This window comes from Mucilaginibacter sp. P2_D11 (assembly GCF_056404435.1).
In genome coordinates, this window is record NZ_JBFUEA010000013.1 from 1 (window position 1) to 13,536 (window position 13,536).

At 51.6% G+C, this 13,536-nt stretch carries 6 protein-coding genes; all 6 read left to right on the forward strand.

Annotated features, from left to right (window positions below):
* On the forward strand, positions 1 to 915 hold a 915-nt coding region (locus AC1DXC_RS19775; protein ID WP_477460907.1), incomplete at its 5' end, for a cadherin-like beta sandwich domain-containing protein.
* Between the two features lie 235 nt (positions 916 to 1,150).
* On the forward strand, positions 1,151 to 2,086 hold the full coding sequence (locus tag AC1DXC_RS19780) for a PorP/SprF family type IX secretion system membrane protein (protein ID WP_477460908.1): 936 nt from the start codon (positions 1,151 to 1,153) through the stop codon (positions 2,084 to 2,086).
* 80 nt (positions 2,087 to 2,166) lie between these two features.
* Positions 2,167 to 6,912, forward strand: a complete 4,746-nt coding sequence (locus AC1DXC_RS19785; RefSeq protein ID WP_477460909.1) for a DUF6603 domain-containing protein — start codon at positions 2,167 to 2,169, stop codon at positions 6,910 to 6,912.
* 4 nt (positions 6,913 to 6,916) lie between these two features.
* Positions 6,917 to 8,578, forward strand: coding sequence for a hypothetical protein (locus AC1DXC_RS19790; protein WP_477460910.1), 1,662 nt, complete (start codon positions 6,917 to 6,919; stop codon positions 8,576 to 8,578).
* 24 nt (positions 8,579 to 8,602) lie between these two features.
* Positions 8,603 to 9,544, forward strand: coding sequence for a hypothetical protein (locus AC1DXC_RS19795; protein ID WP_477460911.1), 942 nt, complete (start codon positions 8,603 to 8,605; stop codon positions 9,542 to 9,544).
* Positions 9,534 to 13,529 (forward strand): hypothetical protein, encoded by a 3,996-nt coding sequence (locus AC1DXC_RS19800; RefSeq protein ID WP_477460912.1) that lies wholly within the window; start codon positions 9,534 to 9,536, stop codon positions 13,527 to 13,529. The genes AC1DXC_RS19795 and AC1DXC_RS19800 overlap by 11 nt, the downstream gene beginning before the upstream one ends.
* Positions 13,530 to 13,536 lie beyond the last annotated feature (7 nt).

Sequence of the window (13,536 nt, forward strand, 5' to 3'; positions counted from 1 at the left end):
CTGGTGTCTGCAACGGGGAGCGGTGATGAGAATTATAAAACATCGGTAGCCAATACCGCAACAAGCATCGTACTGACGCCTACGGCATTGGAGGCCCATGCTGTTATCCGTGTAAACGGTACTGTCGCAAGCAGCGGCTCTCCGCTTTCGATACCTCTTACCGGTGCCGTTACGCAGGTTACCATCCAGGTAACCGCAGAGGATGGTGTAACCACCAGGACGGCGACGCTTCAGGTAAATAAAACAGGGTCTACCAATGCCTGGTTAACACAGGTGGTTTTAAGCCCATATGTAACGTTAAGTTCTGTTTCCGGCAGCAGCGATTATAATTTTTCGGCATCGGTAGGTGCTAATATTAGCAGCGTTACATTAACCGCCACGCCAAGTGATTCCAAAGCTATCATACGGGTTAATAACGTAGTGGTAGCCGGTGGGGCAGCCTCCGGGGCGATAGCGCTTTCAGCGGGATCCAATGTGATCAGTACGGTGGTAACAGCCGAAGATGGCATAACCACTAAAACCTACACTATAACGGTAACTCGCGCCTCGCCACCGGTTATAGCAGCCATTACACCGAATAAAAACCAAATAGACGTACTGCAAAAAACAGAGGTAACACCTGATGCGCTGCCGGAATTGGTAGTAAAGCAAGCACTATCGCCCAATGGAGACGGCGTAAACGATAGGTTTACCATACAAGGCATCAACGCTTTCCCTGATAATACGGTAAGGATTATGAACCGCAACGGCGATGTGATTTACGAAGCTAAAGGGTACGACAACTTTGGCCAATCTTTCGACGGGCACTCGTCTAAAGGTACGCTGCAGCAACCGGGCACCTACTTCTACTCGTTAGAGTATAAGAACGGCGCGGAGACCAAGCGTAAAACGGGCTATCTCGTAATCAAATATTAAGTATTGTTTTGCCCTGTGATACTTGTTTATTACAGGGCAAAGCCTTAAATATAGGTAGCCCGATACCTGATAAAACCCTCACGAAAAGCTGTATTTACCCTTTAGAAAAATACAATTTTTAGGCAAGTTTGTATAGTAGCAGGCACAGAGATGAGAAAGCATATACAGCAGGCTATATCACAATTAAATATTAAGTCCTGGTAGATATATCTTTGGACTCCGGTATATTTTGAAAATGAATAAGCATAAACAGGCCGCTGCAATCATGACGAAATACATAAAACTGATGGCCCTAACCCTGCTGCTCTTAACAGGCGGCGGGGCGATGGCCCAGCAGAACATGTTCAGCTATAACCAATATGCAGATAACCTTACGCCGGTAAACCCGGCTTATTCACTGCTTGATAAGGCCAACAGCCTCAACGTGCTGGGCCGCAGGCAGCTGATAGGGCTGGAGGGCGCGCCGAGCAGCCTTTTTATAAGCGGCAGCTTTGCGCTGGAGCAGATGGGGGCAGCGGCAGGGTTCTTCGTGGTGAACGATAAGTTCGCGGTAGAGAACCAAACGGAGGTTAACGCTTTCTTCGCCAAATCGGTACAGTTGAGTGGTGGCAGCTACCTTTCGGTATCATTGAATGCGGGCATCCGCAGCTACGTTGCCAATTATTCCACACTGGATGCCAGCGACCCGCTCTTCAGCCAGGACGTGCGGGAGACCAAGCCGAACATCGGCTTCGGGGTAATGTTCTACGGCGATAATTATTACGTGGGATTATCAGTTCCCGAACTGAGTTTCCGCAACCTGGGCAATGCCTCGGTACAGCAGGCCAACTACCTGCGCAGCCACTACTACTTTAGCGGCGGCTTCCTGGCCAAACTGAATGATGACGTGCAACTGAAACCGGCGGCGCTGGTATCGTACCTACAGGGTTCGCCCGTGGTGGCCGATTTCTCGGGCACGTTCTACCTCAAGGAGCAGCTGGGCCTCGGGGTAAATTACCGCACCAACAAGCAGGTGGCGGGCATTATCTCGGTAAACGCCAACAGCTTTAAGGTTGGCTACAGCTACCAGTTCAATACATCATCTACCAATTTGGGGGGCTTCAACAACGCCACCCACGAGGTAAGCATCAGCTACCGCTGGGGTACCGACCTACAAAGGAAACTTTTATAACAGCTAAGGCCAAGGCTGTTATTCTATATACAAGTGTTCTGAACCTACTACGTCTACGTTCCTAATTTTTATTTACAACTATGAGTACACCCGACCTAAAACAAATAGGTTCCGAGGCTATTGACCTTGGGCTATTAATTGGTTTGCTGAAAGGCACCAAAGCTGAGCCGAAGCCAAATTTGGAATGGTTCCCTCATCCAAAAGATGAGTTAACCAAAGCCTTTAACTGGCCCCACCTTAAGCCCGTTGTTGAATCTTTTATGGGCAAGGCGAAAAACCCTATCGATAATAAGGAAGGCAGCATCTTCAACGAAAACTGGTTCCCGGTTACCGTAGACGATGGCAAAGGCGGCACAAAGAACTCCGGCTTTTACCTGGTGCAGAAAACGGCAGATCCGCTGGCCTTGCTGGGTATCGGCATGCACAAAGAATTCAAATTCAAAAATGACGCGGTTACCATCAACCCTTTTGTATTTACGCCTATTTTCCAGATGCCGGGTAAGGCCGATACCACCGAACCGCTTTTTGCCGTGGATAAAAACGGCCCGATCGAAATAGGTTTTAAATTGAGCGTCGATATCGCGCGGGCGAAATTCCTTTCCTGCAAAGAGGTGCTATTTTGGGTAACGTTCGATCTGAAAGAAAATACGATTAAACCCGAAATAAAGCTGATAGACCCTGTAAAGCCCGAGGGGCTGCAAATACCCACGCTACGGGAAATGCTCGATAAGGTGCTAGGGATAGATGGCGTAAAAGATTTCCTCAAGAAAAAGATAATTGCCGATAACGAAACCATTACCACAACCTGGGCCGATTTGCTTAAAACCCTCGGCTGGCTGGTAGAAGAGGCCGACGGTACTTATAAAGCAGGCGATATCATACTCCCCGGCAAACAGGTGCTGGATTACGTTACCGATACTATCAAAACCGCGTTTGAAGAATTCATGGCGGAAGACCATGAGTTCACCCTGATGGAGCACAAAGCCAAGGAGGGCGAAGATGAGGCTACCTGGAAGATATCGCTGGTGAAAAAAGCAGGCCGCTATGGCGTCAATATACAGGTTGCCGATGTAGTTGTAAACAGCAGCCCGCTAATGAAATTGCAGCTAGGCAGTTTTACTGCCGACGAGACCGACTGGATAGAAGCCGCAGGCGGCACCGCGCCCGAAAGCACGGGACTGAATTTTTATGTACTTAGTGAGGATACGAACGGCCTGGGCGTTTCTTTCGACCCGCAGTTTGAGGCTATAAGCGTTGGCGTGGATATTTCAAAAGCCGACGGGCAGCCCTTGTTCGATGTGCAAGGCTACAGCCTGGAGCAAGCCCAACTACGAGGCTTTTTCTCCAGCCTAAGCAACGAGTGGGGAGTAGCTGCCGCAATTAATGATGTCTCGCTGCCGCTTGGTCCATCTGCCGAAGGCGAAGGCGTGGCGCAAACCCTGCTAGCATCGGGCGGAGAAGCAAAGGAGGAAGAAGGAGACAAGAAACCCACCGTAAACCCGGCATTCTCATTGCTCGCAGCGTACCAAACCAATTTCTACCTGCAATTATTCGATGAAGACGGGCAACCGCAGAACATCGTAAGCATACCGCTGCACAAATCCTTCGGCCCTGTGGCCCTAAAAGATGTGGGCATAGGCTGGAGCGACGAAGATAGGGCCCTGTTGTTCCAATTAAGCGGCGGCCTTAACCTTGATGCCCTGAAGCTTGACCTTGATAAGCTAACCGTAGGCGTGCCTGTAGCCACACCAGGCAGCCCAAACACATTTTCGCTCGGCCTCGAAGGCTTCGACCTTACCTTTAAGAGCGGTGCCGTAAGCATGGCCGGCGGTTTCCTCAAAAACGTAATAGATGCCGGGAAAGAAACCGAGCGTACGGAATACAATGGTGCTGTAGCCATACAGGCAGCAAGCTGGGGCATCACGGCCCTGGGTTCCTTCGGCACGGTAGGAGAAAGCCCATCGCTGTTTATCTTCGGCGTGTTGAATGCCGCATTGGGCGGCCCACCGGTATTCTTCGTAACGGCCCTGGCCGCAGGTTTTGGCTACAACCGCAAAATTGTAATGCCGGCCATAAACCAGGTACAGAACTTCCCTTTCGTAAAAGCAGCCATCAACCCCGGGTTATTCACCGGTAAAGATACCGACAAGGTGCTGGCAAGCATGTCTGAATCTATTCCGCCCGAACTTGGCCAGTACTGGTTTGCGGCCGGCGTTAAGTTCAACTCCTTCGAGCTGCTTAATTCATTCGCGTTGTTGATACTACAGTTCGGCAAGAAATTCGAAGTGGATATTTTGGGCCTCAGTACGCTGCAGTTGCCAAAACTCCCTGCCGACGCTAAATTGAAGCCTTACGTAAACGCGCAGATGGCCATCAAAGCCACCTTCGAGCCCGAAGAAGGCTTGCTGGCCGTGCAGGCGCAACTGGCCGATAGCTCTTACGTAATACACCCATCTTGTAAAATCACCGGTGGCTTTGCCTACTATTCCTGGTTCAACGGACCACACTCCGGCGATTTTGTAGTGAGCCTTGGTGGTTACAATAAAAACTTCGATAAAGCGGCGTACCCGCATTATCCAACCGTGCCGCGTTTGGCATTCAACTGGAAAGTTTCCAGCAGCATCAATTTCAATGGCGAAGCCTACTTTGCGCTTACCCCATCATGCGTTATGGCAGGCGGCAAGCTGTCGCTCACCTACCAGGAGGGCGATTTGCAGGCCTGGTTTAAGGCCGTGGCCGATTTTCTTATCGCCTGGAAACCGTTTCATTACGATATCGGCATCAGCATAAATATCGGCGTATCGTACCGGGTTAATATTGCTTTCATCCACAAAACCATTACGGTAGAGCTTGGGGTCGATGTGCAGATGTGGGGCCCTGAATTTGGCGGCGTGGCAGAGATAAGCCTGTATATCATTTCCTTCACCGTAGGCTTTGGTGCCGACAAAAGCACCGAGCAAAAAACCATCAGTTGGAAAGACTTCGCCAGCTACTTCCTATCGGGGGGCGATGCCAAAACCCAACTGCAGGACTTTGCCGATGCACCAAAGACCGACAATATCATCACCATAAACACCAACGCGGGGCTAAAACAAAAGATAAAGAAAGGCGCGGAAGAGATCTGGGTGGTAGATGCCGGTACCTTCGCTTTCAACGCTATGTCGTCGTTCCCGGTATCGCGTATCACCTTCATAACTAAAGAGGGCAGGGTAGATGCGCCGAAGATTGACGGCAAAGCATTTGGTATAAAGCCGGTTGGTAACGTAACCCTTGATGGCGATGCCTCTAGGCTCAATTTAACCATCCGGAAGGAAGATGGCACCGTATTTAAGGCCTACAGCTTGGAAGGATGGCAGTTAAGGCCAAACACAGATAACGTACCGGAGGCTATGTACGGAGCCGTTAAAAACCCTAAAGAAAAACCTGAGGCAAAACTGCTGGGAGGGGTAACCAAGGGCATCAAGTCGGCGCTTCCGCCTTTGCATCCCGCAACAGGGCCTGATAAGTTTGGTTCTATAAATCTGGCTTATTCCAAGCTGGCCGGGAAAAATTACGGCCTTGATGCTACGGCCCGCGCAACAGAAATAACCTTAAGCACAAGCGGTTCGCTGGATGTGATAAAAGCAAGCGTTGCAAGCGATGCTGTAAGAGATGCCCGTAAAGGTATCATTGATGCCCTGGGCCAGGTTCTTTCGCTGGCCAGTGCCAACAATGATATGCATGCCATGGCTTCAGAACCTAAGAATATATTCCAGGGTTCGCCTATGCTGGCCAATGCGGCCGCACAGCCGCAACCGGTTAATACTGCCGATAAGATGGTTGCCGGTACCCGCACCACCTTAAGGCGCAATGCCGTGTTGACCGGTGGCCACCAGCTAAAGGCCACCATCATCAAATACAGCTTCGATAAATCCGTGCAAACGGGCCTCATCATGCGCACCGGCTTGTACAATACCGCGGCTTCTAAAGGCCGCTACGGGCGAGCCAATCCTGTAGACACATTTGATCTTACGGCCGGCATGCTGCAGGTATGGGAATTGGATCACACGGCCGGTGCCGAAACGCTGCAACACTCGGGCGCGGTTGCCGCACGTATGATATTATTCGATGAGTATCTGCGGGTAATTACCGATAAGGTGCTAAGTTGTGCCGGTATAGCAACCGAAGCAATCCCGGCTAATGCAACCCAGATGTGCCTGCAGGGGCTCAATGGGGTAAATACAGCCCTCGCCGGCTGGCACGAGCAATCGTGCCTGGTTTTGGTAAACCCCAAATACCTGGTGGGCAAAGGCTGCCTCGTCCGCCCCAAAAACTCGCATAGCGTGGGCAAGAAGCAATACATACATGATACAGGCTTGGTTGAGGGCCGTTCGTTGGTACTCAATAACAGCAATGCCGAAAAGGAGGGCTGGATAGAGACGCGTTTTTACCCCGGCGTAAAGCAAGTATTCGTGCTGGTAAGGCCCGATGCTGATGCCACATCCGCAGCACCGGCATTCGATACGGTGGTGAAACTTATCTATACCGATGATGCAGGCAGCAAGGCGGCTTTGGTACTGTCGGCAGATGCTGTAGGCGCGAACGGTGCCGAAGCTTGGGCCGCCTTTACCCTGCCCGATGTGGTTGCCGGCAAACACTTCAGCATATGGGCCGAGACCGAATCTAAAGCCGGGTTGCAACTGGCTGGCACAGCCGGTACAGCGCAGGCGATATCCGCGTGGACTGCCGGGCTAAGTAAGCAGCTGGCAACACAGGATGCCGGGCTTGACGAAGGCAACGCAAAGAATAAATTAACTGTCAGCTTAAAAAACGTATTAAACTACTAAAGCCATGAGCAACTTAACTACAATAGGCCCTAATGAGATGCAGTTTCTGGATAGCAGCATACCCGTACTTACGGGCGGTACCTATAGGATAGATGTAACGCACGATATAACAGAGAAGTCCTACGGCGTAGAAGGCAATTACAAGCTCAGCCAGGAATTCAAGGTGTTGGCAGCGCGGTTCGCTTTACCGCCGGGCAGCGTACAGGGGCAATACCCCATGCCGGATAGCCGTACCGATTTCCATACCAACCTGCCTTATATCGTATTCAATGAGCAAAATTTGCCCTGGGCACGCCAAATCAGCGGCGATACAGGCAGCACACCCTGGATGGCCCTGATGATATTCCGTGCAGACGAGATCATATACGATAACCCCATCAACGCAGTGCCTAACCCCACGTTATCCACCATGCGCACGGTAAAAACCGAAGTGGCCGGGTATAATGCCAACAAAACCCTGGGGCCGGATATTAAGTTGGATGATGAGCTGGAAAGAAACATTTTGCCGGCGCTGCGGGCAAACACTATTGATGTATTGGCGAGCACGTTCCAGCAACTGGCGCCTACGCTGGCCGAATTGGAATACCTGGCGCATATACGCAAAATAAACAGTGGCGGCCTGGTAGCCGATGGGCAAACCGGCGAGCGCACCTATGCAAACCTGCTGGCCAATCGCCTCGCCAACCCCAATAACGAAGCGCTTTATTATGCCCACCTGGTATCGTTAGAAGGATGGGCCGAATACCTGCCGGGTGCTACCCCGGCCAAAACCCTCCCTGCCGATCAGAAACTGCGCCTGGTGAGCCTATACAGCTGGAAATTCAACAACAAAAAAGAAGGGGTAAGTTTCGGCAGGCTGATGGAGAAGATGAGTTCGGGTACGCTGCAATTACGTTTCGATGCGCCTGCCGCCTGGCCCCAAAAAGATACGGATTACACCGATGCGCAGAAAGAAGTCAAAGCGCGTTACGCCGATGGTTATGTGGCACTTAACCATGATACCCGTACCGGCGAAAAGAGTTTTGCCTGGTACCGCGGCCCATTTAGCCCTGTAAAGCCGGTAATCATCAGCAATATAAAACCGGTTATTGCCGCGGGCGACTTCCTCACCCATATCACATCGGCAGATAAAGCCATGATTTACGACGCCAAAACCGGCGTGTTCGATCAAAGCTACGCCGTTGCCTGGGAACTGGGCCGCCTGCTAACGCTGGCCAACCGCCCCGCAGCCATTGCCATTTGGCAGTGGAAGAAACAGGGCATGAAAAAACTGCAGGTGCTTAACCTGATGATTGGCCACCAGCTAAAAAGGAAAAGGAAACTGCTGGGCGCCGAAGCTACATTGGAGCTTAACGCCCTGCTTGATGGCGTAAACTGGCTGCAATTGAAAGATGACCTGATGGACGACCAGACGGGCAAATACATTTTCATGAACTACCTGGGCCGCAGGCTTGGCAAGCACATACTGGGAACAGGCGGCGAAAACGGGCCGGCCGTAGCTATACTGGATCCCTCGGGCGTGCAAAAACATTTGGAGAAACTGCCGGGCGTGCTAAGCAAGGGCGAACTGCAATCGGCACTGGAGAACGGCACCGATCCGCACGTGGCGATTTTTGAAAAACTGGATGCCGCACATCGTGTTTACAGCACTCCTAAACAAGATTAACCCCATTACCTAACCATTACAACCATGAATACTGATATAGGGATAACCCAGATAAAGAATATATTGCAGCACCAGTCCGCACAGCACCTGTTGCACGATGTAGCCGCTACAGACGGTGCGGTTGATAAGTGGCTGGCCCGCCTCATCCTGCTTGGCGATGTGCCTTTCCAGGATTTGATTGCCGATACCCGGCTGCTGCCGCAAAATGCCATCCGTTTTTTTTATGTAGACCCAAGCTGGCTTTACGCATTGATAGATGGTGCGCTAAGCATAGGTACCAACACTTCTGCCGAGGGCCTTTTTACCGCCGTTATGGCCGAAAGCGTGCGCGACCGGTCATCAGTAGTGGCCAATAAAATGCGTGCGAAGCTATTGGGCATGGACAACGCGCTGACTGCCGAGATGGAACCCCTACAGGATAACCTGGTGGCGGGCCTGTTGATGCGATCAGAAATCGTAAGGTCATTCCCGGGGCTTAAGATTATCCCTACCTATTCCTCTAACAGGATCATAAACCCAGTGCCACTGCGATACGAAACCCTGAGCGACGATTTGCTGCTGGTGATATTCCCGGCGGTGCCGCAATCTATAAAAATACAGCAGCCGCCACAGGGGCTACAGTTCGGGTTTATAGATAAAGCCACTGCCACCGCGCCGTACCAGGCGCGGCTGCGCAACATCAGCGGCCCAACAACGGGCATGCAGGTGGTGAAGGATGGCAAGGAGGTTTTGGCCAACATTCCGTCGGCTACGCTGTTCCGCCCCGATGCAAGCACGAGCGACAAAAAATACGTGGTGGATATTAATACCCTTAAAGGCACCATACAGGCCAGCCTGCAGGCCAGCGGGGCATATCCCCAGCCGGTGAAGCCTATAAGCGCATCGCAGTTTGCCATGCAGATAATCAACACCCCCGAAGAAGCCATATTTGTTAACACCCCAAAAAAAGAAGAAGATGAGCAATAATTCAATTTGGGCAGGGCCAAGGCTTTTGGTGCCCATTACCGTAAACGGGCTGGTGGTTACACAAGTGCCCAATACCACCAAATTCTCCATACAATCATTAAACCTTAAACAGGAATTCGAAGAATTTGGCCCGCTGAGCCCGCGGCTTTTTACGCCAACCACGGCTAAAACGCGGCCCGACCCTGGCGTGCACCTCAACTGGGCCCTGCCCGATGGCATGACCAAGGGTAAAATAAATAAAGAAGGCAAGGTAGAATACCCTTACCTACCCAATCGCTGGATGATAACCCGCTTTAGCACCGACCCTGGTAAACGCCGGGCCTGGATAGTGAAAAGCGACGAAATGAGGGAAACCCCATTTCCCGACCAAAAGGTAAACCCGCAAATTATTAAGGACAACAACGGCGTTGCCGAGGTAAAATACATTGGCCACTGGTACGATTTCGAGAATTTTAACGAGCCCGGCGAACCGGCCGAACTGATACTGACAGCAGTGGGCAACTCCGACCCTATGTTTACGGCTTATGCGGGTAATAACGCTTTCGTATTCAGCTTTATAGATAAGCTATCTGATAGTAATGCCTTGAATGTAAGCTACATGGTATCGGGCTGGTATTCTAATGCGTTGTACGATGTATTGTACACCAAGCCCAAAGTAGGCAAGGAGTGGGAAGACCGTACCGGTTGGCTGGCCACCATGAATAAACTGCAGTGGAGCGTAGGCAGCCAGGCCATAACAGATAATGAGGACCTGCGCAAAGCCATAGCGGCCGGGCAAAGGTACCTGGGCCAGCAGGGGGTTGAGCCATCTAAGGAAATAGAGGGTACATATGCGGCACAAACGCTTTGCCATGGCCTTCTTTTAAACGTAGAGTGGCCGGGAATAACGCACCAACCATCCAGCATGGTGCCGAATGCACGCTTAGATAAATCGAGCGTTTACATATCGGCAGCCAATAGTGCTACAGATTGCCTTGCAGCGTTTATGCAATGGCAGCTGAATTTCAACAACCCTATAAAGAGCGAAGTACCTGGCGACGATAGCGAGGTAGAGATAATGCTGGAGGCTTTTGCCAATAAAATGCTTAACCAGCCCGGCGGCGTGTACGATACGCCCGAATTGCATAATGCCATCCGCGAAGCGTGGTTTGGCAAACTGCCGGGCGGGCGCATATGGGTTGCGCAGGCAATACCCAAAAATGGCACGCCCAACCCTAACGATAGCAAGAGCAGCCTGGCCGAATTGCCCACCAACCGCGCCGATGAATTGGCCGCGCTGAACGGGCTGCAGGCAGATTACGACAGCAAATACCGCGATTTGATCAGCCGCCAAAAACTGCTATATGCCGATTGGCTTAAATGGAATATTGCTAAACAAAGTCTGACGCCGCCGGTGGCCTTGCCGGAGCTGGAGCGCGTACTGAATATATCCTTGCAAAAAGTAAACGAGCTGATGCTGCCTTTACCAGCTGCAAAAAAAGTGATAGAGGATACCAGCATAGCCCTCAAGACCGAAATTGAGAAAGAATTTGAACTGAAAGATAAGCCCGCGAACGAGTTTTACCGCCCCAACGACCCCGTATTGCTGGTAAACAATGCTAAGCGCAGCTATAAACGCGGCGAGGATATCGTTTACAGCGAATTCGACGATATGCTGTTCACCCGTTTCAGCGGGCAGTTTATCAACAGCTTGGATGTAAAACCCGGCAACGAAGTAAAACGGGTAACCGCGCGCGATATTTGCGAGCCGATGCCTGCCAGGGAAGGCATACCATCAGAAGTTTACGCCTTGCTTGATGAGGCCCACCTGCTCGATACCAATTTTGCGCTACGTATTGCAACAGTGGCCACGGGTGATCCTAAGCCGGATTCTCAATCGGAATTCGTAAAAACAATCATGAAACAGCAAACGCTGGTATGGAACAAACTGCCCGATACGCCTATAGATCAGCGCACTATTGAAGAAATATCGGGCTTCAACGCAAGCGACGAATTATTTCACGTACCCTCTAAAATAGGCGTTACGCAATGGGAGCAACCCTGGACACCGCTTTACCTGGAGTGGCAGGTTGGCTTCGTGCCCAAAATAGATACCGATTTAAGCAACTGGGAGTTCGACGGGCGCGATTTCAACTGGAAGAAAGGCACACCCATCCCAGATCCGCGCCCCGGCGATAAAGTTTTTCAGGGCCGGTCTATCCTTACGCCGGCGCAGGCTGCTATCATGCGCAACCGCCTCGAGGAATTCATAAGTACTTTCGATGGCAAAAAAATCCCGCCCGATTACGAACCGCTGCAGGATGTTTTGGACGGCGTAGGCAATTGGGACGTGCTTTCGCAAACGCTTACCGGCTTTAGCATGCAAATGCTGCAATGGGATCTGGAGCAGTTTGGCTACCAGCCGCAGGATGCCTTTGCCGGCCCGGTTGGCGATGAAGCGCACGGTATGGTGCTTGCCGGTTTCCCAAACAATTTCTTCCCCGTGCGGGCTGGTTTCGTAAATATTAAAAGATTGTGGATAGTAGACGATTTTGGGCAGGTGTACGATATCACTGCCGACTATGTTCCCTCGGGCAAGGTATTTAACGCCATACCAGGCATAGGCGTACGCCCCGGCGACTATGACATTAAGCTGCAGTTGCCCACTTCTTTCCAGTTGCCGCCGCGCTTGTCGCAAGGCTCCAGGCTCAACTTCGATTTCATATCGGCCGCCAATGATGCGGTACGCAGCAGCCAATCGTTACTTACTACACCGGTGTGCGGCTGGGTATTGCCCAACCACCTTAACCATAGCGTAATGGTGTATGATAATGCCGGCATATTTATTGGCGAGGTAATGTTGATGGGCGCAACGGGGGCTTACCACGCCCAGTGGGTGCCTGCACCTTTTGATGGCTGCCATGCCGATGGTATCAACAACAGGCATTTGAAAGGCTTTGTGCGGGGCTTGCTTGGCAGTGCCAGGGGAGATGAAGGCACGCAGATGAGCGGCAAGGCCCTCAGGAACTTCTCACAGGCCATTGATGAAACCCTTTGGGGCGTCGACCCCTTGGGCGAGCGTAACAACCAAAGCTTATCTATATTGGTAGGCCGCCCCATAGCAGTGGTAAGGGCTGCCATGGGCCTCGAGCTTTATGGCAATGCCAGCACCAACCTGGCTTGGGAGCGCACAGGTCAAAATGATACCGGAGGCGTAAATAACTACAAGTTCCCGGTACAGATAGGTAGCCTGGAACTGGGCCAGGATGGCGTGATGGGGTATTTCGCTAACGATGATTATTCGGCTTTCAATACCGTACACAACGCCATGATAATGGACCCTGCATCGCCGCCATACATCGTAAACAAGTACACACCCGTGCAGCCAAATGCAGCAGCCGTGCATATAACCCTGCTGCTGGATCCACGTGGTGCCATCCATTGCTCCACCGGCGTGCTACCCGTTTTGAATGTAGAACTGCCCGAATTGTACATAGGCAAGGTACTTGACGATATGCTGGTTGAATTTAAGGCCGGGCCGTTGCTGGTTGATAAAACCCAATGGTGGCTGCCATTGCCGGCTGGCGTGGGGCAACAATGGAGCTGGCTGCAGCCTTACCGGGAGGGTGATGAGCTGGAGTGGTCTGAAGTGCACGATCTGGTGGCGGCCAATGCAGTACCTCAGATGAGCGCAAGCCCTAAAACCATCGTTGAGGGCAGGCTTAAGCTTACGGGCGTACTGGGCGATCAAATGCTGTTGCTCTTCCTGGAAGTTGTTGGGCAAAAACAACCTTACAGCTTCCCTGTCGATACCACCGTACAGGTTGGCTGGGCATCGCAGGGCGCAACAAGCGCTACGCTGGCTATAGGTAATGCGGATGCGGAAACCGTACCTGCCAATGAGTCGGCTTACGCTTATACAGTAACAAAAACACAGGATATTACCCTAACCATCACCGATGGCAAAAGCACGCAAAAGCTAACCATCAATATAGCCTTAGCATAATTAACCT